The 23,089-nt window shown below is 73.0% G+C and carries 20 protein-coding genes; 8 read left to right on the forward strand and 12 right to left on the reverse strand.

What is annotated here, in order from left to right:
• Positions 1-164: 164 nt before the first annotated feature.
• Complete coding sequence (yhbY, locus tag WME76_RS16625) at positions 165-467, forward strand: ribosome assembly RNA-binding protein YhbY (RefSeq protein WP_437961074.1); 303 nt, start codon at positions 165-167, stop codon at positions 465-467.
• 129 nt (positions 468-596) lie between these two features.
• Here the strand turns inward: yhbY and WME76_RS16630 are convergent, their stop codons facing one another.
• The 5 genes from WME76_RS16630 to WME76_RS16650 form a co-directional block, all read right to left on the reverse strand.
• A complete protein-coding gene (locus WME76_RS16630; protein WP_437961075.1) occupies positions 597-4,433 on the reverse strand; it encodes an FAD-dependent oxidoreductase in 3,837 nt (1,278 codons plus the stop codon).
• 292 nt (positions 4,434-4,725) lie between these two features.
• Positions 4,726-6,072 (reverse strand): acetyl-CoA carboxylase biotin carboxylase subunit, encoded by a 1,347-nt coding sequence (accC, locus tag WME76_RS16635; RefSeq protein ID WP_437291734.1) that lies wholly within the window; start codon positions 6,070-6,072, stop codon positions 4,726-4,728.
• Between the two features lie 22 nt (positions 6,073-6,094).
• Positions 6,095-6,625 (reverse strand): acetyl-CoA carboxylase biotin carboxyl carrier protein, encoded by a 531-nt coding sequence (gene accB, locus WME76_RS16640; protein ID WP_437961076.1) that lies wholly within the window; start codon positions 6,623-6,625, stop codon positions 6,095-6,097.
• A gap of 39 nt (positions 6,626-6,664) precedes the next feature.
• On the reverse strand, positions 6,665-7,132 hold the full coding sequence (locus WME76_RS16645; protein WP_437962119.1) for a type II 3-dehydroquinate dehydratase: 468 nt from the start codon (positions 7,130-7,132) through the stop codon (positions 6,665-6,667).
• Positions 7,129-7,476: a roadblock/LC7 domain-containing protein gene (locus WME76_RS16650; protein WP_437961077.1), complete on the reverse strand. Its 348-nt coding sequence runs from the start codon at positions 7,474-7,476 to the stop codon at positions 7,129-7,131. Before WME76_RS16650 ends, WME76_RS16645 begins: the two co-directional genes overlap by 4 nt.
• 482 nt (positions 7,477-7,958) lie before the next feature.
• On the opposite strand from WME76_RS16650, the gene WME76_RS16655 reads away from it, so the two are divergent.
• Complete coding sequence (locus WME76_RS16655; protein WP_437961078.1) at positions 7,959-9,842, forward strand: aconitase family protein; 1,884 nt, start codon at positions 7,959-7,961, stop codon at positions 9,840-9,842.
• A gap of 65 nt (positions 9,843-9,907) precedes the next feature.
• Here the strand turns inward: WME76_RS16655 and WME76_RS16660 are convergent, their stop codons facing one another.
• Together WME76_RS16660 and WME76_RS16665 are read right to left on the reverse strand one after the other, a co-directional pair.
• Complete coding sequence (locus tag WME76_RS16660; RefSeq protein WP_437961079.1) at positions 9,908-12,004, reverse strand: hypothetical protein; 2,097 nt, start codon at positions 12,002-12,004, stop codon at positions 9,908-9,910.
• Between the two features lie 86 nt (positions 12,005-12,090).
• Positions 12,091-13,194, reverse strand: a complete 1,104-nt coding sequence (locus WME76_RS16665; RefSeq protein WP_437961080.1) for a hypothetical protein — start codon at positions 13,192-13,194, stop codon at positions 12,091-12,093.
• A gap of 76 nt (positions 13,195-13,270) precedes the next feature.
• Between WME76_RS16665 and WME76_RS16670 the strand changes: the two genes are divergently transcribed.
• Positions 13,271-14,761 carry a sulfatase gene (locus tag WME76_RS16670; RefSeq protein ID WP_437961081.1) on the forward strand — a complete coding sequence of 497 codons (1,491 nt, stop codon included), beginning with the start codon at positions 13,271-13,273 and terminating at the stop codon, positions 14,759-14,761.
• A 28-nt stretch (positions 14,762-14,789) separates the two neighbouring features.
• On the opposite strand, the gene WME76_RS16675 is transcribed toward WME76_RS16670, so the two are convergent.
• The 3 genes from WME76_RS16675 to WME76_RS16685 are packed head-to-tail and all read right to left on the reverse strand — an operon-like array spanning position 14,790 to position 16,908.
• Positions 14,790-15,824 carry a hypothetical protein gene (locus tag WME76_RS16675; protein WP_437961082.1) on the reverse strand — a complete coding sequence of 345 codons (1,035 nt, stop codon included), beginning with the start codon at positions 15,822-15,824 and terminating at the stop codon, positions 14,790-14,792.
• On the reverse strand, positions 15,821-16,234 hold the full coding sequence (locus WME76_RS16680) for a hypothetical protein (RefSeq protein WP_061613632.1): 414 nt from the start codon (positions 16,232-16,234) through the stop codon (positions 15,821-15,823). Before WME76_RS16680 ends, WME76_RS16675 begins: the two co-directional genes overlap by 4 nt.
• A complete protein-coding gene (locus WME76_RS16685) occupies positions 16,231-16,908 on the reverse strand; it encodes a hypothetical protein (protein ID WP_437961083.1) in 678 nt (225 codons plus the stop codon). The genes WME76_RS16680 and WME76_RS16685 overlap by 4 nt, the downstream gene beginning before the upstream one ends.
• Before the next feature lie 263 nt (positions 16,909-17,171).
• On the opposite strand from WME76_RS16685, the gene WME76_RS16690 reads away from it, so the two are divergent.
• Positions 17,172-17,744, forward strand: a complete 573-nt coding sequence (locus WME76_RS16690; RefSeq protein WP_437961084.1) for a hypothetical protein — start codon at positions 17,172-17,174, stop codon at positions 17,742-17,744.
• A gap of 86 nt (positions 17,745-17,830) precedes the next feature.
• Here the strand turns inward: WME76_RS16690 and WME76_RS16695 are convergent, their stop codons facing one another.
• Both WME76_RS16695 and mutY read right to left on the reverse strand, forming a co-directional pair.
• The gene (locus WME76_RS16695) at positions 17,831-17,986 is read right to left on the reverse strand and encodes a hypothetical protein (RefSeq protein ID WP_020736650.1); all 156 of its coding nucleotides are present in this window, start codon (positions 17,984-17,986) and stop codon (positions 17,831-17,833) included.
• A gap of 383 nt (positions 17,987-18,369) precedes the next feature.
• The gene (mutY, locus tag WME76_RS16700) at positions 18,370-19,596 is read right to left on the reverse strand and encodes an A/G-specific adenine glycosylase (protein ID WP_437961085.1); all 1,227 of its coding nucleotides are present in this window, start codon (positions 19,594-19,596) and stop codon (positions 18,370-18,372) included.
• A 174-nt stretch (positions 19,597-19,770) separates the two neighbouring features.
• Here mutY and WME76_RS16705 point away from each other — a divergent pair, with 174 nt between their 5' ends.
• The 4 genes from WME76_RS16705 (at position 19,771) to WME76_RS16720 (ending at position 23,059) form a co-directional block, all read left to right on the forward strand.
• Complete coding sequence (locus tag WME76_RS16705) at positions 19,771-20,529, forward strand: hypothetical protein (RefSeq protein WP_437961086.1); 759 nt, start codon at positions 19,771-19,773, stop codon at positions 20,527-20,529.
• 230 nt (positions 20,530-20,759) lie between these two features.
• Entirely contained in the window at positions 20,760-21,266 is a 507-nt protein-coding gene (locus WME76_RS16710; protein WP_433937157.1) for a hypothetical protein, read from the forward strand.
• Positions 21,263-21,754, forward strand: coding sequence for a hypothetical protein (locus WME76_RS16715; RefSeq protein WP_433937158.1), 492 nt, complete (start codon positions 21,263-21,265; stop codon positions 21,752-21,754). Before WME76_RS16710 ends, WME76_RS16715 begins: the two co-directional genes overlap by 4 nt.
• Positions 21,755-21,844: 90 nt before the next feature.
• A complete protein-coding gene (locus WME76_RS16720) occupies positions 21,845-23,059 on the forward strand; it encodes a phosphodiester glycosidase family protein (RefSeq protein WP_437961087.1) in 1,215 nt (404 codons plus the stop codon).
• The last annotated feature ends 30 nt before the right edge of the window (positions 23,060-23,089 follow it).

The raw sequence follows: 23,089 nt of genomic DNA on the forward strand, positions 1-23,089 counted from the left end.
CCTATGCACCCACCTATACGTCGAGGCGGTTGGCTTGCGGAGCCCGCGCGGCGCGCCCGCCCCTTTTCCTCTTGCCTTGGGGCCGGTATGACCCGGCGCGCCCGCGAGACGGCGGTCCAGGCACGGACCCGATCGGCGCGGGCGCCCAAGAAAGGCCGAACGCTTTGGATCTCAAAGGAAAGCAGCGCCGCCACCTCCGGGCGCTGGGGCATCACCTCGACGCGGTCGTGCAGCTCGGCAAGGCCGGCCTGACCGACGGCGTGGTCGCGGCCGTCGACACGGCGCTGGAGCGGCACGAGCTCGTGAAGGTACGCCTGGGCACCGAGTGCCCCGACGACATCGGAGACGTCGCCGAGTCCCTGTCCGAGCGGCTCCGCGCCGAGATCGCGCAGACCCTCGGCCGGACGATCCTGCTGTACCGGCGCCACCCCAAGGAGCCGAAGATCAAGCTGCCGACCGGTAGCTGACCCGAGCGATCGCGCGCGGCCGCGTGGCGGCGGTCGCGCGGCCACACGACCACGTGGTCGCCAGCGCGACGCGCACGGCCACACGGCGCCGCCGCGCGCCAGCGGGCGACGGCGCCGACCGCGCCGCGGTCACACGTGCCGCAGCTCGGGGCGCTCGGCGAGCAGGTGATCGAGCCAGGCGTTCGACAGCTTCTCCTGCACCGTGTTCGCGCGGAGACGCGCGGCGAGGTTCTTGAAGTCGACGTGGTCGATGGGCTGGTCCTGGTTGAAGCACGAGAAGACCAGCGTCTCCTTGCCCGTCTCCGGATCCACGTGCCGCTGGAGGCACTGCGCGCAGACCTCCTTCATCATGCACTGCATCGGCGAGTTGATGCTCGCGATGCCCACGTGCTTCGGATCGAGGTGCGGCGCCAGCACGCCGTGCCGCGCCTCGCGCACGGCGTTCATCATCTTGTCCGAGCCGATCGCGATGATGCGCCGGACCTCCGAGAGGCTCGCGAGCTCGCCGCCGAGGTGCCGCTCGGCGTAGGCCCGCATCGCCTGGACGATGTTGCCGCGGAAATGGCGATCCATGGGGCGCCGCGGGGGGATCTCCGCGCCGCCGTCCGTGCACCAGATGACCTGATCGGTCGCCACCTCGATCTCGTCCTGCTTGAAGAGGTCCTCGCCCCGCCGGTAGCCGGCGAAGTAGATGACGCGATCGCCGCGCGCCTTGAGCGCCTTCGCGATCGAGAACAGCACGGCGTTGCCGAGCCCGCCGCCCGCGAGCAGCACGGTCTCCCCTTCGGGGATGTCCGTCGGCGTCCCGGTCGGCCCCATCACGACGACCTCCTCGCCCGGGCGCAGCGCCGCGAGCAGCCGCGACGACGCGCCCATCTCGAGCGCGATCAGCGAGAGCAGCCCCTTCTCCTTGTCGACCCACGCGCCCGTCAGCGCGAGCCCCTCCATCGCGAGCCGCGTCCCGCGGATCACCGGCGAGCTCACCTCGTAGTTCTGCAGCCGGTAGAACTGCCCCGGCTCGAACTTCCGCGCCGCCGCGGGCGCGCGCACGACCACCTCGACGATCGTCGGCGTCAGCCGCTCGACGCGCTCGACCACCGCGACGAAGTCGTGATCGAGGCGGGCGAACAGGTCGCGCCGCCGCGCGTCGCGCGCCGCCTGCGGCTCCTCGCCGAGCCGCGCGATGTCGCGCTGGAAGAGCGCGACGACCGACGGGTACGCGTCCTTCGCGCTCGCCATCGCCTTCACGACGCTCCCCGCGTAGTGCGGGTGGTTGTCGCCGTAGAAGCTCACCGCGTGCTCGCCGTCGTTGTAGCTCGTGAAGAAGCCCTCCCGCGCCGCGGCCGGCTCGACCTTGAGCGCGCCGTCCTCGCCGACGTAGGCGCGGTGCGGCTGGAAGAACTGCCGCCACTTGTCGAACGCGAACGACCCCGGGCGCTCCTTCTCGTACGTGACGTTGGGGCTCGTCCCCGCCGCGACGCACACGGTGCGGGCGGGGATCGTGACCATCTCGCCCGTGCTCCGCCACTTGCCGTCCACGATCGCCTGGCGATCGAACACGAGCGACGAGACGCACCCGCGCTCGTCGAGCACCGCCTCGACCGGGGCGAGGTTCTCGACGTAGCGGATGCCCTCCTCGAGCGACGCGGCGACCTCCTCGTGGTTCAGCCGGTAGGCCGGCGAGTCGATGAGCCGCTTGCGGTAGACCAGCGAGACGCCGCCCCACGCGTCGACGAGCCCCTGGAACCGCGGCGGCCGCCCCTCGCGCGCGGCGCGCGCGCGCTCGTCGCGGATCTCCTCGGCGTGGCGCCGCTGCTCGGCCAGGAACTCCCGCTCCTCCTCGTCGAACATCGCGAGGACGGCGGCCTCGCCGCGCTCGGCGACGAGCGCGTCGAGCCGGTCCGCCGTCTTCTCGGCCTGCACGACGTAGTACGCGGCGAGCTCCGTCGCGGTGTCGATCGCGGTCAGGCCGCCGCCGATCACCACCGCGGGCAGGCGCACCTGCAGGTTCGCGAGCGCCGAGCGCTTGTAGGCGCCGGCGAGCTGCAGCGCCATCAGGAAGTCCGACGCCTTGCGGATGCCGCGCGCGAGGTTGTTCTTGAGCGGGATGATCGTCGGCCGCCCCGCGCCCGCCGCGATCGCGACGTGGTGGAACCCGAGCCGGAAGGCGTCGTCGAGATCGACAGTCCCGCCGAACCGCACGCCGCCGTAGATGCGCAGCAAGCGCTGCCGCGCGAGCGTGACGTAGAGCACGGTGAGGAAGTTCTTGTCCCACCGCACGGTGATCCCGTACTCGCTGACGCCGCCGAAGCCGAGGAGGACGCGCTCGTCGAGCTCGGTGTAGAGGCGCTTGAAATCTCGGATCGGCCGCGGCGGGCGCGCCTCGTCGCCCGTGAGCTCGACCGGCAGCGGCTCGATCTTGAGCCCGTCGATCGCCGCGACCGCGAAGCCCTGCCGCGTGAGGTGGTGCGCCAGCGTGTAGCCCGCCGGGCCGAGGCCGACGACGAGCACGTTCTTCCCGTTGTACGGGAGCGCGTGCGGCCTCAGCGGGTCGAGCGGGTTCCACCGCGTGAGGAAGCCGTAGATCTCGAGGCCCCACGGGAGCGACAGCACGTCGGTGAGCGCCGCGGTCTCGATCTGCGGGATGTCCACCGGATCCTGCTTCTGGAAGACGCACGCCTTCATGCAGTCGTTGCAGATGCGGTGGCCGGTGCCGGGGCACATCGGGTTGTCGAGGCAGACGAGCGCGAGCGCGGCGATCGACTCGCCCTTCCCGCGCATCGTGTGCATCTCGCTGATCTTCTCGTCGAGCGGGCAGCCGTGGAGCTCGACGCCGAGCGGGTTCGACTTGATCGCCCCGGTCTTGTTGTCGCGCAGGCCCTTGGAGCACGAGTCCTTGTCGCGATCGTGGCAGAGCAGGCAGTAGTCGACCTGGCTCTCGACCTCGCGGGGGCCGGCGCGCCGGTCGGTCAGCGCGAAGCCGTCGCGATCCCGCCGGTGGTGCTCCGGGCCGACGAGGAGCTCGGCCGAGCCGCCGCCGCTCGCGTCGTGCTTGCGGTGGAGCTGCACGAGCGCCTGGTGGTCGAGCGTGCGCGGCGCCTTGAGCGTCGGCCAGCGCCGCGCCGGGTCGTGCTCGTCCGCGCGGCGCGCCGCGAGCCATGCCTCGAGGGCGTCGAGCGCGAACGCGACCACCGCCGCGTCCTCGGCCTCCGTGGGCTCGTCGCCCGCGACCGCGACCGCCTGCGCCACGCGCGCCGCGAGCGACGGGTCCTCCCGCAGCGCGGCGCGCGCCTTCGCCGCGCGCCCGCGGAGCTCGTCCGTCCACCGCGCGCCGCCGGCCTTGGCCGCCTTGCGCGCGATCTCGTCGACCTCGATCAGCGCGAGCGCCGCGCGCGCGATCGCGAGCTCCTCCGCGGCGGAGCCGCTGTCGAGCACGCTCGCCGGCGCGCCCATGGCCGCGAGCGACCGCCGCGCCGCGTGCGCCGCCTCGACGGGCGTGCCCTGCCACGCCTTGCCGGCGCTCGGCTTGAACAGCCGCTTCTTCGAGAACTCGCGCTTGAAGTCCCAGAGGACGCTCCGCTCGAGGGTCGCGTCGATCTGCGCCTGCACCTCGCGCTCGACGCGGAACAGCCTGGCAACGAAGCGGCCGACGTACGGCGCCGCCGCGAGCAGGGCCTCGGAGACCTGCTCCGACGTGAGCGCGGGCCGGGCCGCGTCGCCGGCGGCCCCGGAGGCGGCCGGCTGATCGGACCGCAGGAACGCACGGTACGCGTCGAAGCGCGCGTAGGCGCCCTCGTCCGACGAGCGGAAGTAGTCCTCGAAGCGCTCCGTCAGCTCGGCGAGCTTCGCCGGGTCGAAGAGGTCGGCGTATCCGAAACCAGGGATTCCGAGCTCGAGCTCGGAAACCTCGGAGGTCGCCTGCACCCACGAAGAGAAGTCAGCCTGCACTCCAGCGTTCGCTTCCATACCCGCGACAAATGCTTTCTATTTCAAGGGGTTTGCTCACCCGATCTCGAGGGCGACGTAAACTAGCACCGGGGCGTACCTCCGACCTGTCTCCCGGGCAACATTCGTCGATCCCGCGCTGCGGTCGTCTCGCCGCGAGCGCAGGCGTTGCGCGCTCGCGGCGGGCGGCGCGACGGGGCGCCGCTCGCTCGCACGGCGACGCGCGCGCCGCCGCGGCCGGCGCCGAGGGGCGGCCGCGCGCGTCATGGCGGCGCGGGCCGACCGGGGCGGGGCAGGCGACGGTGCGTCGCGGTCAGAAGCCCTGAGAGACCACGCGCTCGATCGTGTGCGTGGAGATGTTGCCCTCGATGACGTCCGGATCCCGCAGCAGCGCCTGGTGCAGCGGGATGTTCGTGCGAATGCCGCCGATGATGAACTCGTCGAGCGCGCACCGGAGCCTCGCGATCGCCTCGGCCCGGTTCGCGCCGTGCGCGATCACCTTGGCCACCAGCGAGTCGTACGAGCTCGGCACCCGGAAGCCGCCGTACACGCCGGAGTCGACGCGGATCCCGACGCCGCCCGGCGAGTGGTACTCGGTGATGAGCCCGGGCCACGGCACGAACGAGCGCGGATCCTCGGCGTTGATCCGGCACTCGATCGCGTGGCCGCGGAAGCTCCACGGGCGCGTGTCCGGCAGCGTGAGGCGCTCGCCCGCGGCGGCGAGGATCTGCTGCGCGACCAGATCGACGCCGGTCACCATCTCGGTGACCGGGTGCTCGACCTGGACGCGGGTGTTCATCTCCATGAAGTAGAGCTCGCCGCGCTCGTCCATGAGGAACTCGAGCGTGCCGAGGCCCGTGTAGCCGGTCTCGAGGATCGCGGCCCGGATGATCTCGCCCATCCTGGCGCGCTTCTCGGGGTCCATCGCCGGGCTCGGCGACTCCTCCATCACCTTCTGGTGGCGGCGCTGGAGCGAGCACTCGCGCTCGCCGAGCGTCCACACGCCCCCGTGCTGATCCGCCAGCACCTGGAACTCGATGTGGCGCGGCGCCTCGACGTAGCGCTCGAGGTACACGTCCGGGTTCTTGAAGCCGCTCAGGGCCTCCTGCGTCGCGATCTCGAACGAGCGCTGCACCTCGCCGGCGTGGCGGACGATGCGCATGCCCCTGCCGCCGCCGCCGCCGGAGGCCTTCAGGATCACGGGGTAGCCGACCCGCTCGGCCTGCTCGGCCGCGTCCGCCGGGCTCGTGAGCACGCCGGTGCCGCTGAGCATCGGGATGCCGAAGCGCTTGGCGACCGCGCGCGCGGAGACCTTGTCGCCCCACGTCCGCATCGCCTCCGCGGTCGGCCCGATGAACGTGAGGCGGCACTTCTTGCAGAGCTCGGCGAACTTCGCGTTCTCCGAGAGGAACCCGTAGCCGGGGTGGATCGCGTCGGCGCCGGTGACCTCGGCGGCCGCGATGATCTGCGGGATGTTGAGGTAGCTCTTCGACGCGTCGGCCGGGCCGACGCACACGGCCTCGTCGGCGAACCGGACGTGCAGCGCCGCGGCGTCCGCCTCGGAGTGGATCGCGACCGTGCGGATGCCGAGCAGGCGGCAGGCGCGGATGACACGCATCGCGATCTCGCCGCGATTGGCGATCAGGATCTTCTGGAACACGGCACCCTCGCCCCGGGCAGCGCTAGCTGCGCCGCACCTTGAAGAGACGCTGGCCAAACTCGACCGGCTTGCCGTTATCGACGAGGATCTCGACGATCGTGCCCGGGGAGTCCGCCTCGATCTCGTTCATCAGCTTCATCGCCTCGATGATGCAGAGCGCCTGGCCCACGCGGATCGCGCTGCCGACGTCGACGAACGGCGGCGCGTCGGGCGACGGCGATCGGTAGAACGTGCCGACGAAGGGAGAGGTCACGTAGGTGATCCCCTCGTCGCTCGCCGACGCTGCAGCCGGCGGCGCGGCGGCGGGCGCCGGCGCGGCGGCGGGCGCCGGCGCGGGCGCCAGGGCGGGCGGCGCGACCGGCGCGCTCTGGATATGGAACGCGGCGGGCGCGAGCTGCTGCGCCCCGCCCTGCGGCACGAAGCCCCCGCGCGTGAGCCGGATGCGAACGTGTTCGTCCTCGAACTCGAAGTCGCTCACGTTGCGCTTCTCGAGGAGGCGCACCAGCGCCCGCAACTGCTTGAGGTTGATGTTCATGGAAGGACGTTCGGCCATCGATGTTTGCCGCCTTTCAACCAGAGTGACGGCTCATGTTCAACCTCTTTCGTCCGGTCGCGCCTTCTCCAGGTGCCCGAGCAACCCGAGCAACCCGAGCACGTACGAGCTCGGACCGAAGCCCGCCACGCGCGCCATGCAGGCCGGCGCGATGCGTGAGCGGCGGCGGAACGGCTCGCGGGCGTCGGGGTTGGAGATGTGCACCTCGACCGTCGGGAGCGCGCTCGCGCGGATCGCGTCGTACAGCGCGATCGACGTGTGCGTGTAGGCGCCGGCGTTGAGGAGGATGCCGTGGAAGCCGCGATCGCCGGCGTGGCTGATCGCGGTCACGAGCTCTCCCTCGCAGTTCGACTGCATGCACGACACGGCGGCGCCGTGGGCCTTCGCGGCCTCCTCGACGGCGCGGTGGATGTCATCCAGCGTGGCCGTGCCGTAGATCGCTGGCTCGCGCTTGCCCAGCCGATCGAGGTTCGGCCCGGAGATGACCGAGATGCTGAAGCCGCTCAGGAGAGCTCCTTCAGCAGCACGGGCACCTTGGTGCGCAGCAGGTACCGGGCCTTTCCGATGTTCGCGTCCGGCGTCATCGAGAAGGCCACGAAGTACGAGCTGTTCACGACGCGGATCAGCGTCGTGACCTTCTCGGCCTGGATCGCGATCTCGGCGGCGTTGCCCGCGTCGAGCATCTCGGCGGCGCGCTGGATCGACTTCAACACGACGCTGAACTCCGCGCCGATGGTGGTGATGTCGAACGCGGCCCCGGGCTTGGAGTAGCTGTCGACCGCGATCCCCTCGAAATCCATGAGAAGGGTCGCGATGCCGCCCTCGGTGTTCTCTACGACTTCCTTCAGCACGGCCTGGAACATGCGCCGAGACTACCCAAGCGCGGCACGATCGGGAAAACAAACGAACCTGCCCCTGCGTCCCGCGCCCCGTCCGGGATGTCGGCGCGCGTCCCGCGCCGCTCGTGCCGCCCACGCCGACCGCCCGCCAGCGGCGCGGCAGGGGAACAAGGGCAACATTGGAAGAGTGGGACCCGCTGAACGAGGTCGAACGGCGAGGGCGCTTTGCCTCTTGCATCCTGGTCCCAGCCGGGCGATTCCCGCCCCAGGGGGCCCGCTCCAAAGCACGCCTTGACCCTTGTCCCGGCGAGCGGCTAACGTGCGGCCGTTCTTTCGCTCACGGCGACGCCCGGGGCGAATCCCGCCGGCGCGTCTCGCCGACGGGACGACGTCAAACGTGGTCGGGAACGGCGTGCGCCGTACCCTCCAGCTCAGCAAGAAATAAGGACGGCCCAACATCTATGCGTGCGCGAGCCGGGGATCCCCCCCGCACGATGCCCCAGAAGATCCTCGCCGGGCGGGCGACGGATCCTCAGCTTCGCGGTGATCTCGTCCAGGTCAAGGTCGACCAGGTAATCCTCTCCAGGGCGCCCTCCCGCGCGCTGGCCGAGGCCATCGCCACGGGCATGAAGAAGACGCCGGTCGAGGTCGCCGTCGCCTACGATGGCACCTGCGTGGCCGACGCGAGCTCGCTCGCCGACGTCGACGAGGGGAGCCCGCACTCGGTGTCGCCCGAGTTCCCGACCTACAACATCCCGATCGCGCGCCCGGGCATCGGCTTCCCCGCGCCGGTGCACCTCGAGCGCTTCGCCGCGCCCGCGCGGCTCGCCCTCACCGATGATCCGCGGCTCGCGACGGTCGGCGGCATCGGCATGCTGTCGCTCGTCGTCTCGCCGAGCCAGCTCGGTCAGGCGCTCGCCACGGGCTCGGCCTGGCTCAGGCCGCCCCGGAGCGTGCAGATCCACCTCTCGGGGAGGGTGCGGCCGTTCGTCTGCGCGCGGGACGTCGCGCTCGAGCTGCTCCGCAGGAACCTCGACGAGGTGGTGCGGCGCATCGAGGGCGAGCACCACGCGCCGGTGATCCTCGAGTTCGCCGGGCCGAGCGCGCGGCTGCTCTCGGTCGGCGACCGCGCGGTCCTCTGCGGCATCGCGCCGCAGGTGGGCGCGGCGGCGGCGCTGTTCGTCAGCGACGAGAAGACCGAGGTCTTCCTCCGCGATCAGCGCAGGTCGAAGGCGCACCGCGCGCTCGTCCCGGACCCGGGCGCGCCGTGCGAGGAGGTCGTCTCGATCGATCTCGGCACGGTCGATCCGCTGCTCATGGACGAGGACGGCGTCGTGCGGCCGGTCCGCGATCTCGCCGGCAAGCCGGTGGCGCAGGTCGTCCTCGGCGGCGACTCCGGCGTGACGTTGCGCGACATGCTCGCGGCGGCGCTGCTGCTCAAGTCGAAGCGCGTCCCCTCGCGGCTCGACCTGCTCGTCGCCCCGCCGTCGCGGCAGGTGCTCGAGGTGCTCGCGCAGTCGGGCGCCCTGGTCGACCTCGTCGCGACCGGCGCGCGCATCGTCGAGCCGGACCGGCGCGTCGTGACGTCGGAGATCTACCCGCCGCCGCCCGGCGGCCTGTCGCTGCGCACAGCGGATCCGGAGCCGCGCATCGCCGGGGCGCCGTCGTTCGTCGTGGCGTCTGCCGAGACGCTCGCCTACGCGGTGGCCACGGGCGCGGTCGGCGATCCGCGGTCGTTCAAGCGGCCGGTGCGGGTGACCGTGCCGCGCGCGCTGCCGACCGACGACGTGCTGATCCTCCGCGACAAGAAGGGCGAGCAGGTGAGCACGAAGAAGCCGCCGCCGGCGCCGCCGGCGGTGCCCTGGAAGGGGCCGCTGACGCTCGACGTGCTCGCCGGCGTGCCGAAGGGGAACGGGCGCGCGGCGGTCGGGGCGCGCGCGCGCAAGGCCCCGGCCCCGGTCGAGGCGGCGCCGCCGGTCGCGGACGAGAGGGCGCAGGCCGCGCCGGCCGAGGGCAAGGCGGCCGGCGGCGTGGCGCTCGTGCTGTCGACGCTCGACGAGGTGCGGGCGGTCGCGGAGCGCGCGACCGATCTGTCATCGGTGCGCGCGGTGGTCGCGCCCTTCGTCCCGAGCACCGCGGTGTCGGCGTTCGCGAGCGAGGGCATCGCCACGTTCCTCGTCGGCGCGGAGGCGCTCGGCAGCATCAAGGAGCAGAAGAGCGTGGAGCTCCCCGCCCCCGCGCAGTGGGGCGACCGCGTCGCGGCCGTCTTCGGGAGCGAGCGCGTCGAGGTGGCGTGGCTCGCCACCGGCATGGAGCGGAGCTGGACGCACGCGGGCACCGTGCGGCAGCCGCCCAGCGCGAGCAAACCAGCGAGGTAGCGGCGAGCGGCGACGCCCGCCGAGAGGCGTCGCCCCCGGCGGGGATGGCGGCATCCCCGCCGGGCTCAGAGCCCGAAGCGGAGCGCTGCGGGCGGCGCGCGCACCGGGGAGAGCGGGGCGAGGAGCTTGATCTCGTTCGTGAGATCACGGAAGCGGATCTGCTGCTCGTTGATCTGCATCTCGAGCACGATGACGCGCTTCGTGATCTCGTCGAGGCGCGCCGAGGACTTCGCGAGCCGCTCCGTGAGGTCGCGGCGGAGCTCGTCGGCGGTCCGGTTCTTCTCGATGGCCCGGAGGTTCTGGCGCAGCTCGTGGCTCTGCTGCTCGAGGCGCTGCTGCTCCGCGATCAGCCTGTCGCGCTCGTCGATCGCGGGGCGCAGCTTCCCCCGGATCTCCCAGGCCTGGCCGAGCTGCTTCGCCACGGCCGCGTCGGCGCGCGGGTCCTTCAGGTAGGCCTGCACCGCGTCGTCGGCGAGCTGGCTGAGCCAGTCGATCTGCTGCCGGAAGATCCGCCGCTCGTCCACGTCGAGCACCGCCGTCCCCCGCCGCGGCACGTCGATCGGCACGAGCGCGCTGCCGGTGCCGACGTTGTCCTCCGTGCCCTTCGGCGGCGCGTGCAGGCGCGTCCCGTGCAGGCGGGGGTGCTTCACCAGCGTCCTCGCCGCGGCGTCGCCGCCGTTGCGAACGGCGTACTTGGTGTGCGTGACCCAGTCGCGCTCGATCTCGAGCGCGCCGCCCTCGATCTTCGCGAGGCGCGCGCCCTCCGCGCTCTCCTCGCGCGTCGTGTCGACCGCGAGGCCCCGCTCCAGCGCGAACGGCACCGTCGTCGTGGCGCCGGGCGGCAGCGGCTCGACCATGCCCTGTCCGAGGAACGCGCCGTTCTCGAAGACCGCGATGGGGCCGCGCTCCAGGAGCCCCTTCGTGTCGTTCGTGAAGCGCGCCACCCGGAACGGGTGCGAGCTCGACGCGGGCACGCCGCCGTCGGGCGCGAACAGGAAGATCGACTCGCCGGGCACCTGCTTCGCCAGGAGCAGGACCATCGTCGCGCTCCGGTCGGGGATGTCGACCGGGAACGGGATGTCGTAGCGCGTCGTGCCCGCCTCCATCGCCACCGCGGCGAGGGCGCTCACGTTGCGCGGCGGCGAGGGGTTCATCGGCCTGGGCTCCACGGCCTTCGACTGCTGGACCGGAGCGTCCCCCTTCCACTGCGGCGCCGCCGCCGGCGCGGCGCTGCCCGGAGCCGACGTGGCGCGCCGCTTCGGCTTGGCAGCGTCGGCCCGGGTCGCGACCCCGAACCTGCCGTCGGCCTGGGCCTCCTCGGCCTCGCGCGCGTACTCGTCGGCCGCGCCCGCCTCGGCCGACGGCGCGTCCGCCGGCATCGGCGCAGGCGGCGGCGGCGGCGGCGGCGCGGCCTCGGCGGCCAAGGTCGTCTCGCTCGTCGGCACGGACGCGATCACCTCGCCCTGGTCGCTGACGATGGGGCGCGGCGGGATCGCCGCCTGATCGAGCGTCGCCTGGAAGGCGAGCGGCGCGCCCGCAACGAGCGACAGCTTCACCCCCTTCCAGTCCTCGCCCGAGAGGTTCTGCACGATGCCCCACGCCTGGAGGTGCGCCTGCTTCGACGCGACGCGCGGGTCGCCGCCCGCGGCGCCCGGCGACCCGGCCGCGCCCATCACGAGCCGGTACGAGGGCCGCCACACCGGCGTCTCGGCCACGTAGCCGACCACGAGATCGTGCTCCCGCCCGTCGAGCGTGAGCTTCACCTTCTCGAGCTCGTCCTCGTCCCGCGCCTTCGCGCCCTTGTCCCCCGGCGGCCGCGGCGCGGTCGTCACCTCCGGGCCGGGCTGCGCGGGCGCGTCGTCGTCGGAACCGTCGTCGACCTCGACCGGGAACGACGCGCTCCGGACGCTGCTGCCGCCGGCCTCGATGACCGCGAGGGTCGCGAGGAAGTCGCCGACCTTCTCCTTGCGCACCCGGAAGGTCACCTGATCGGCGTCGATGAGCCCCCGGCGCTCGAAGTACGCGACCCCGTTCCTGTAGATGACCACGCGCCGCAGCGCGAGCCCCGAGGCGTCTATATCCGGGCCGCGCGCGCAGCCGGCGAGCAGCGTGAGAGCGAGGAGCAGGCCGGAGCCCGCTCTCGCGACGTCGTGGCGTCTCATGATGTCCCTGGATCTCCTGGATCAGCGTTCGGTGAACGGTCGGCGGCGGGTGGTCAGCCGTCGATCAGCCGTCAGTCAGCCGTCGGTCAGCCGTCAGAGGGCGCGGTCGAGGCGCGGCGCCAGTCGGGCGGCAGGTCGAGGAAGCCCTCGTTGCAGAGGAACTCGTACAGGCCCTCGCAGACCTCGCCGCAGATCATGCTGAAGAGGTGCGGATCGGTGATGAAGAGGATCGTCTCGTCGCGCTCGGCGCCCGCCGTGTCCGCGAGCTGCGCGACCAGCTCGTCCTCGGCGAAGCCGACGAGCATCACCATGAGGTGCCGCTCGAACGCGGCGCGGAAGCGAGGGAACGCGTCGCTCGTCACCTTGTACGCGTACGCCCTGCCCTCGAACGTGCGGGCGTCCCGCACGACCCGCGCGGCGATCTCGGCGAGGTTCTGGGCGAGCCGCACGCTGAAGAAGTCGACGAGCACGACGTGCACCACCGAGACGATGCGCCTGAGCTCGCTCGATCGCCGCGACAGGAAGGCGTCCTGCATGTCCTTCGTGAGCTTCGCGAGCAGCTCGAACGACTGCTCCCGCGCCTCCTCGGACGCGAACTCGAAGCCGTCGAGCTCGGCCTCGATCCGGTTCTTGTAGCGGGTCAACACGTAGAAGAGCGCCTGCTCGCCGTGGTGGATCACCTTGGGCGCGCCGTCGCGGCCGCGCGTCTTCTCGTGGAGCTCGGACTGGAAGAACAGGCGGGCGAGGTTCTTGTGGATCTTCTTGAGCCGCCGCTCGACGAGCAGCGAGATGCGGTCCTCGGGGATCACCCGCTCGAGCAGGGTGCAGAGGGTCTTCTCGTGCGCCTCGCGGATGGCGTCGTGGTTCTTCGCCCCGCCCGCGCCCGCGGAGGCCTGGATCACCTTGAGCTGGGCGACGACCTGCGCGGTGACGGCGTCGAGCTCGGGGTTGGTCTCGAGGTCGGCGCGGTAGTGGACGATGCGGGCCTGCATCTGCTCCTCGAGCAGGCCGAGCGCCATCTCGGTGATGTGATCCTTGAGCGCCTGGCTGACGTGCTCGCCGACGCGCCGCGGCGCGTTGGGCGGGAGCGACCTCGGCTGCTCGGTCGCCGCGCGCTCCCCCGTTCTCGCCGCGGTTTGCGAGCGGCCCTGAGGCGGCAGCGGGGGAGGTTTCCGAGGGGCCGGGGCCATGAGCCGAGAGCATACCGGAACTCGCCCGCGGTGTGCGGCTTTGGCGGAGCGGCGCGAGTCGGAGTAAGACGGCCACATGCACACGGTCGCTTCACGTACGAGCGCCTGGGAGCCTGGAGGACCGCTGGCGTCCTCCTCCGCCTCGAGGCCATCACGCCCGGCCCTCCGGCGCCTCGCGGCGACGCTCGCGCTCGCGCTCGCTGGCGCCGGTCCGGGTTGCTCCCGCGAGGGCGACGGCCAGCCGCCGCCCGCGCGTACACCGGAGCCCACGGCGCGGCAGGAGCCCGCCGCGACCGGGCCGCAGGCCGCCGCCGGGGGCAGCGCCGCGCCGGCCGCCGCGAGCGCCGGCGCCGGCGCGGAAGGGGGCGCCGCGGGGGCGCCGGCGGCGCAGCGCGGGAAGATGAACGTGCTCGTCGTCTCGATCGACAGCCTGCGCGCGGACATGCCGTGGAACGGCTACGAGCGCGACATCGCGCCCACGCTGACGGCGTTCGAGAAGAAGGCGGTCAGCTACACGCGCCACTACGCGATCTCGTCGTACACCTCGATGAGCGTCGGCGGCTTCCTCGCCGGCCGCTACCCGAGCGAGGTCGACCGCAGCGGCTACTTCTTCGGCAACTACCCCGACAGCGTGCTCATGTTCCCGGAGCTCCTGCAGAAGGCCGGGGTGCGGACGATGAGCGCGCACGCGCATTTCTACTTCGACCAGAAGGCGGGCTTCCGGCAGGGCTTCGATGTGTACGAGATCGTGCCGGGGCTCTCGGCGGACAACACGACCGATCGGAACGTCACGAGCCCGGGGCACCTCGAGCTCGCGCTGAAGATGCTCTCCGACAAGGCGAACACCTCGGGCACCTTCTTCGCGTATTTCCACTTCCTCGATCCGCACGACGTGTACATGACGCACGCGGGGATCGAGCCGTTCGGCAAGCGAGCCCGCGACAAGTACGACGGCGAGGTCAAGTTCACCGACATGCACGTCGGCAAGCTGCTCGAGTTCGTCGCGCAGCAGCCGTGGGGGAAGGACACGGCGATCATCGTGACCGCGGATCACGGCGAGGCGTTCGGCGAGCACAAGATGTTCCGCCACGGCTTCGAGGTGTGGGACGTGCTCACCCACGTGCCGCTGATGATCCAGGCGCCCGGGATCACCCCGCGCCGGATCGACGAGCCGCGCAGCTCGATCGACCTCGCGCCGACGATCCTGGAGCTGACCGGCGCCCCGCCCGAGCCGTCCTTCCCGGGGAAGAGCCTCGTGCCCGAGCTCCACGGCGCGAAGCCCGAGCCGCGCGACGTCATCGTCGACCTGCCGCGCACGAGCGACAACGACCGGCGCCGCGCGCTGATCCACGGGCAGTACAAGCTCATCGCCTACGGCGACGACGACGCCTTCGACCTGTTCGACGTCGTCGCGGATCCGGGGGAGACGAAGGATCTCAAGCGAGAGCAGGCGTCCGTCTTCGAGGAGATGAAGGCGCTCTACAAGGAGCGCTCCGCGGCCATCAAGGACGTCTGCCCGAAGAACACGGCGAAGCTCAAGGGGAAGAAGAAGAACAAGCGGTGCTAGCGCGCCGGGCGGACGCCCGCGCGGCGGCCTAGCGCGCCGGCGGGGCGACGGCGATCGTCACGCTGTCGTCCTCGCCCTCGTCGACCGCGGCGCGCGCCACGAGGCGGACCCCGTCGCACTCCAGGTGGAGCACCACGGGCGCCTCCGCCTCGCGGCTGCACGACGCGCCGGCGGAGACGCGCGCCGCGAAGGCGCCGCGCGAGAGCTCCACCGCGAGCGCGATCCCGCCGATGCGGCCCTCGGGATCGTCCGGGGTGACCTCGCGAGCCGAGCGCGCCTCCTCGAGGCGCGTGAAGAGGTCGGGCCCGCGGAGCGCGACCTCGATCGGGCGGCCCGCCGCGTCCTCCAGGACGGCGACCTCGAGCTCCGCCCGCCGCGGCGCGCTCTCGCCGCCGGAGCTCACGACGAACGGGAGCTCGATCCGCTTCGCGCAGACGACCGCGCCCGGGCCCGCGCGCTCGTCGGCAGGCGCGCACCGGGGCGCCGGCAGCGTCAAGCCGAACGGAACGACCACCTCGGCGGGCGCCTCCGCGAGGGGCCGTCCCCAGGCATCCTTGCTCAGGAAGCGGCTCAGCCACGCGGCGAGCTCCTCGCGCACGCGCGCCCGCGCCGCCCGCTGCCTCGAGAGCTGCGCCTCCGTCTCGCGGGCGGCGCGCGAGAGCGAATCGCCCGCGCTGCGGTCGCGGACGAGCGCGCGCAGCCGGTGCGTCGCCTCGTCGCGGAAGGCGCCCCTCGGGAGCGTCGCGAGGTACGCCGTGAGCCCCGCGGCGGTCCCGCGCTTCGCGGCGTAGTAGATCGGCTCGGCCCGCGCGAGGTACGCGCGCACCTCGCCGGCGAAGGCGCCGTCCGGGTAGCGCTCCAGGTAGCTCGACGCCGCGGCGAGCCGCCCCTCGAGGGTCCGCGACACGCGGGTCGCGCGGTACGCGGCGTAGTCGTCGTGGTTCGCGAGGATCGCTGGCCTCGAGGCGCACCCGGACAGCGCCGCGACGAGCGCCGCGCGCGAGAGCAGGCGCGCGGCGGCCGCGAGGCGCCGGCGGGGCATGGCCGCGCAGCGCGCGCTCACGGCGCCTCCCCTGACAATGGGCAGAAATTGCACTCTGTCGGGGTCGAGGGGCGCTCGTCCGCCGCGTACGCGCGGTACTCGTCGCAGCTCGCCAGCTTGAGCTTGTGCAGGCACACCTCGCCGTCGTGCACCAGCGGGTAGCAGCCGGGCGGAAACTCCGGCGCGACCTCGAAGCCGCACGCGGCGGCGCAGGCGCGGGTGCGCAGGCCGCACGCTTCGCACTGGGCGCAATCGATCTGCGCCTTGAGCGCGAAGAACTTGTACGGATCGAGCTCCTCCGGCGCCTGCCCGCAGCTCCCGATATCGCCCACGACCGGCGCGACGCCGCCGAGGAGCAGCAGCGCCGCGACGCCTGCGACTTCCCTCGCCCGGAGGCGCCCGCGGCGCCGCGCGCGTCCCGGCAGGCTCATGGCAAGAGCTCGTGGTCGATCAGGAGCCCGAGCTGCGCCGAGACGACGGGGTAGACGGTGTAGGCCGCGTCGTAGGTCGCGGCGCCGTAGAAGAGATCCCCGACGATCTCGCCCGAGAGCGCGACGCCGGCGAGCAGGAAGTACCCGAGCCCGACGGCGAGCTCACCGCCGACGTTCACGTCGGGCTCGATCAGGATCGCCGCCCCGAGCCGCCCGTAGCCGAGCACGCGCGGGACACCGCGGTAGGCGACGAAGTAGCTCGGCGTGAGCGACTCCTGCGGGACGCCGCCCACCGCGATCGAGAGGCGGAGCGCGCCGCCGTGCTGAACGCCGTCGGCGGGCCCCAGCGCGAACGCGGCGCCGAGATCGAGGTACCCGGCGGTGAGCGAGAGCGACTCCGCCGTCTCGCCGAGCTGCGTCTGCAGGCGGTAGGGGTTGTTGAACCGGATCCCCCGCCCCATCGCGACCGTCGACACGACGCGCGCCGCCGTCCCCGGGGGCCGTGCGAGCTCGCGGTACGCCTCGAGATCGGCGCCCCCGCGGTCCTCGCCGGCTTGCGCCTCCTCGGCCGCCCCGGCTTCTCGGCCGGCAGCGGGCTGGGCGGCGGCGGTGCGCCCCCAGGACGCCCCCAGCAGAACGGCCACGAGCGAGAGCCCGGTCCGGAGTTCCAGCATCGCCACGCGCCTTCTACCCCGAGGCGGCGCCCGCTGGCACGCTCAATTGCGTCCCGCCCGCCCAGCGCGTGCGGCGCGCCGCGCTCGACGCCGCCGGCGCCTCGATGATGCGTGGGCGACCCGCTGCCGACGGCAGTCTCGCTGTCGCCGGCGCCTCGAAGCCGCGGGCGCGGGCGGTGTGCGTCCCCTTCGGCACGGTCCTCGCCCCCCTGGCGTATCCGCCCGCTTCACCTGCGGACCGGACCCTGCATGCGGAGACCACCGTGAGCAATTCAAGCACCCGAGGCAGGCAGAGCACCGCCCCGCATTCGTCGACCCTACGCGCGCCGCGCACGAGCCCGACGCAGCGCCGTGAACGAGAAGATCGCAGCGACCCGGGAAGGCCGCGCAAGCAGGCCGAGACGCACCGGGGCGCCCCGAGGGGGCTCGGGACGAGCGAGCTGGACGAGCCGTTCGCCGACCTGATGGACGCCGAGACGGCGCCCCCGCTGCGCGGCAAGGTGAACCCGCGCAGCGAGATCAGCGACGTCATCCCGACGCTCGACGACGAGGTGCGCGGCTATCACCACCACCCGAACGACGCCGGGAGCACCGAGTTCGAGGTGAACCCCGACGCCGCCGACGCCGCCGCCGATCTGGCGAGCGATCTCGGGGCGGAGTTCCTCGAAGGGGCCACGAAGGGCCAGGACATGAGCGACGTGGCCATGTCGCACGACGACGACGACGGCGACCTGCCCTATCTCCTGGAGGACGAGGATGTCGAGTCCGTGGAGCCGGACGACGAGGGAGAGGACGAGCTGCCCGTGACCCAGCGGATGCGGCGGCACGTGGGCTGAGCGGCGGCGCGGTCGGGGCCGCTGCGGCGCGCGTCGAGGAGGTGAGGCGCTCCGCCGCGCACGTCGCGCGCTGGCGTACCGTTCGGTCACGCCTGGCCGAGCACGGGCAGCTCCGCCACCACCTCGCCGTCGATGCGGATGAAGGCCAGCAGGCCTTCGTCCTCGTAGGCCAGCACGTCGAGCACGATCCGCTCGCACAGCGGAAGCACGTACAGCGCGCCGTCGTCCGCCATCACGGTCATGGATCGCACAGCCGCGCTCGGCGTGGGCAGCGTCTCAGTGGTCCGTCGTCGCGCATCCATGTTGCTGAGCTCCCAGGCTTCAATCGAGCTCCGGCCACCGCCGGGGCCACGAGGCTAGAGGGCCTGCCCGCCATCCCACCAAGCGCCTTCCGTGCCACGGCGCCCGCGCCGCGGCGCCGGTGTCGGGAGCGTTCCACGGCGACATATGGCTTTCGCCCTGACCCGCGCCGCTGCGTCGCGGCGGCCCGGCCGCAGGCGGCGCAGCTCCACGCCCGCAGCGGAGCGCGGAGAGCCCGGAGCGCCGTGAGACAGCGGCCCCGAGGGCCGTCTCCGGCCTCTCCGCAGGCCGGATCGCGCGCGATCCGGCGTGCAAGGGCGTGGTTCTACCGCGATCGGCGCGCGGAACCGCCGTCCGGCGCCGACGCCGCGGACAGGACCTTTCGCGCGAGCTTGGAAACGCCGATATCCAGCACGTCCGGATCGAGCCACGCCGCCTTCTCGTAGGGGGAGGCAAGCTTTGCCCGGCAGCGCCAGGGGGCCGCCACCTCGGCGCGCGCCACCGTCACGTCGAGGCGGCGGTGCGTGAGGATGTGGCGCACGCGGCCGGCCTCGCGGAGCGGCGCGTCAGGCTCGACGCCGACCTGCTCGAGGAGCGCGCGGGCGTCCGCGAGCGCGCGCGCCTCGACCATGGGCGGCTCCCAGAGGCCGCCGAAGAGCCCTCCCTCGGCGCGCCGGACGAAGAGCACGCGGTCGCCCGACCGCACCACCGCGGCGACCATCGCAACCGCGGGGACGTCGCGCTTCGGGGCGATCACCGGCAGCTCTGCCTGCCTCCCGAGGGCGCGCGCGGCGCATGCGCCGTCGACGGGGCAGGCGTCGCAGCGGGGATTGCGGGGCGCGCAGACGGTCGCGCCGAGCTCCATCAGCGCCTGGTTGAAGCGTCCTGGATGGACGCTGCCCGCCGCGCCGCGCACGAGGCGCTCCGCGGCCGACCAGAGCTTCCGCGTGCCCGAGGCGCTGCGGATGTCGTCGTCGATGCACTCGATGCGGGAGAGCACCCGGGCGACGTTGCCGTCGACGAGCGGCACCGGCTGTTCGTACGCGATGCTCGCGATCGCGCCCGCGGTGTACGCGCCGACGCCGGGCAGCTCGCGGAGCGCGGCGACGTCGCGGGGGAGCGCGCCGTCGTGGCGCAGGGTGACCTCGCGCGCCGCGAGGTGGAGCACGCGCGCGCGGCGGTAGTAGCCGAGGCCGCTCCACAGCGAGAGCACGTCGTCGATCTCGGCGGAGGCGAGCGCGAAGACGGTCGGGTAGCGGGCGAGGAACCGCTCGTAGTACGGGATGACCGTCTCGACGCGCGTCTGCTGGAGCATCACCTCGCTCAGCCAGATCGCGTAGGGGTCGCGCGTCCGCCGCCACGGCAGGTCGCGCGCGACGCGGTCGAACCACGCGGCGAGGGCGGCCGCGATCTCGCGGTCGCGTTCGCTCGGGTCCGTCGCCGCCGGCGGGGGCGCGCCGTGCTGCTCACCGGGCGGGTTGCGCCGGCGCGGGGCGCGCTTCTGGGCCTGGCTGGCGCCCGCGCGCGCGGGCGATCGGGGCGTCGAGCTCACGCGCGAGGGGCCCGCCCGCTGCGCCCGCGCCGCGCTCCGACACGCGATCGTCCGCGCGGTTCATCGCGCGGCACCTCGCGCGCTCCGCGCGCCTGGCACGGATTACCCGGCTGCCGCTCGCTGCGCTCAGAAAACGCTTCCATCGCGCGGGACTCTAGCGCAGAGCCGACCGCGGTGTCGTCCCGGCGCGCCAGCCTCTCCCCGTCGCACCCTCGGGCCGCGCGCCTCGGCGCCGCCCTGCTCCTCGGGCTCGCCGCGCCGGGGTGCCGCGAGGAGCCGCGCCCCTGGGAGGGCAAGCCCGGGCCGCCGATCGTGCTCTCGGCAGCGCCGCCGCGCCCCGTGATCACGGCCGGGTCCGACGGCCCGTCGGACGCCGACGCAGGCCAGGGTGACGCCGGAGCCCCCGGAGATCCGGACCTGCCGGTGCTCCCGGTGCGCGTCGGCGGCCCCTGGGTCCGCTGCTATGGAAACTTCAAGATCAGCGGCGAGCCGGTGAAGGACGTGACCCGCCTGTCGCTGCTCTGCGGCCCCGAGAACGGCATGCGGCGGCTCTCGACCAAGGCGATCGAGGGGCACGTGGCCGAGGGCGGCGCGATCGTCTCGGAGCCGCTGCAGGCCCTCCGGGGCGCGTGTTACCGGGTGTTCGCCGTCGGCGGGCCGGGGATCCTCAACCTGGACGTCGCCGTGCGGAGCAGCCGCGGGGCCATGATCGCGAGCGACGGCACCGAGGACGCCTGGCCGATCGTCCAGCCGGATCGGCCCTTCTGCCCGCTCGAGGACGACGACGCCACCGTCGAGATCAGCGCCCGACGCGGCGCGGGCCGGTTCGCTGCCGAGGTGTGGGTCCTGAGATCGTACAGACGCTCGGCGTCGGAGGACGGCGGCGTGGACCCGTACGAGAGCGACGAGACCGACGCCTACGGGGAGCTCTGAGCCCGCGCGGACGGCCGACCGGCCTCGGCGCGTTCCGCCCTGGGCACGGCGACATGCTGTGGGGGCGGCGGCGAGCCGAGGGAAGAGCTCTCCCGGCTGACGGAAGCGCGCGAAGGGCTCCCCATCGTCACCGAAATCCGGCAGATCCAAGGACCATGGCACGACGCCGGCACCCCGCACGCACCCCCGCATTGACGTGGCCGCCCCGTCCCGCTAGGGGAGCCCGAGCCATGGCCGACGACACCGAGCCGCTCCGCGATGACGAAGGGGACAAGGTGGAAGGCGAAGGCGACAAGAAGCGCCTCTTCGAGCGCGCCATCCCGGAGATCTTCAAGCGCGTGGTCGAGCGCGCCGTCGAGAGCGGCATCGACAGGCTCAGCGAGGGGCCCGAGAGCATCCGGCACTTCGTGGGCGACCTCAAGCTGCCCAAAGAGGTACTCCACTACCTCTATACGCAGATCGACGAGACCAAGAACGGTCTCTACCGGGTCGTCGCGAAGGAGATCCGCGACGTGCTCGAGCACACCCAGTTCGCGGACGAGATCACGAAGGTGCTGACGAAGCTCTCCTTCGAGATCAAGACCGAGATCCGCTTCGTGCCGAACGACGCGGCCAAGAGAGACGACAGCCAGGACGAGCCGAGGACCGGCTTGCCCAAACCGGAAGTCACCGCCCAAGTGAACGTCAAGGACCGAAGCAAAGAGACCGGGCGAGACCGGCGCCGCGAGGAGAAGTGACGACGAAGAAGCTTAGGACCGGCGGCGAGGTCGACGCCTGGTGCACCAAGTGCCGCCTCGATCTCACCCATCGCATCATCGCCATGGTCGGCGACGTGGTGAAGAAGGTCGAGTGCAAGACCTGCATGTCGCACCACCTCTACCGAGCGCCGAAGAGCGAGCGCGAGAGCCGCGCGGCCGCGCGCGCCGCGGCGCGGAGCACCGGCGAGCCGAGGGCGGCCTCGGCGTCGCCGCGCGGCGGCGGCGTGGAGCGGCTCACCGCCGCCCAGCGCGCCGAGCGCGATCAGACGCTCGCCTGGGAGCGCGCCATCGCGGGCCAGCCCTCCGGGGCGTTCAAGCCGTACCGCATCACCCTCACCTTCGGCGAGGGGGAGCTCATCCACCACAGCAAGTTCGGCGACGGCGTCGTCGCGAAGGTCATCGATCGGGGCAAGATCGAGATCCTGTTCAAGGATGGCCCCCGGACGATGGCGCACGGGCAGCCGTAGCGAGCGCCGGCGGCGCCCGCTGAACGGCCGCGGCCGCTCGACGCCCGGAACTTGGGGCTGCCCGCGCGATGGGGTAGCCTCTGCTTCGCCGTGGACAAGCCTTCGCCCCCCTCTGCCAGCGGGTCCCCGCGCAGGCGGCGACGCCGCCCTCGCCTGCCCGAGCGCGCGCTGCGCGGCGCCGCGGTCTGCGCGATCGCCGTCGAGGCGCTCTGGTACGGCATCCACGAGGTCCGCGGCTTCGGCCCGGCGCTCGCCGACGGCGCGCGGGCCGTTGTCGGCCCGGCGCCGGTCGCGTGGGCCGAGGACGTGGTCTACGGCATCGCCGACCGCCTGAACCGGGCCATCTACCGGCACGCGGCCCCGAAGACCTTCTGGGAGCCGGCGCCCGCCGCCGCGGCGGAGGCCGAGCGGCGCGGCGAGCGCCGGGCGGCGGAGCCGGCGTCGCCGCCCTCCTCGTACGAGCCGCCCTTCCCGCAGGTCGCGGCGACGGGCGACGGTGTCTGGACGCCGATCGCCGATCCCGCGCGTCCGGACGACGCCCCGGTGCTCTGGAAGAGCGTCGTGCACCCCGACGCGCGGCGCGTGTTCGCGGCGGTCGCCGTCGTGGCCATCGACCTCGAGCGCGTCGACCTCCGGCTCATCGCGGGCACGAAGGAGCCGTTCTCGCCGGACATCCCGATCGAACGTCGCCCGGGGGTCGTGCCCGAGGACCACGCCGGCGATCTCATCGCGGCCTTCAACGGCGGCTTCAAGGCGATGCACGGCCACTACGGGATGATGCTCGACGGCGACACGTTCCTGCCGCCGCGCGACAGGGCCTGCACGATCGCGCTCTACCGGAACGGCGCGGTGCGGATCCGCACCTGGCCCGAGCTGCGCGGCGACGAGGCGCGCATGGCCGCCTACCGGCAGACGCCGCCGTGCCTGGTCGAGCAGGGCGAGCTCCACCAGGCGCTCTACGACTCGAACCGCGACTGGGGCGCGACCGTGAGCGGCGAGACGGTGATCCGGCGGTCGGCGCTCGGCGTCGACGCGACCGGCAAGCGCCTCTTCTACGGGCTCGGCGAGGCGGTCACGGCGCGCACCCTCGCCCACGGGATGAAGGCAGCGGGCGCGCACGACGTGGCGGAGCTCGACGTCAACCACGCCTACCCGCGCTTCCTCCTGTACGACCGCGGCGCGGACGGCGCGCCGCGCGCGACGTCCGCGATCATCCCGGACGTCGAGTACAAGCCGGAGGAGTACGTGGCCGAGCCGTCCCCGCGCGACTTCTTCTACCTGCGGCGGCGGCGGCCGGACTCCTAGCGCGCGGCCGCTGCCGCCGGCGCTGCCATC

The organism is Sorangium sp. So ce119, from assembly GCF_051524405.1.
Classification (GTDB): Bacteria; Myxococcota_A; Polyangia; order Polyangiales; family Polyangiaceae; genus Sorangium; species Sorangium cellulosum_G.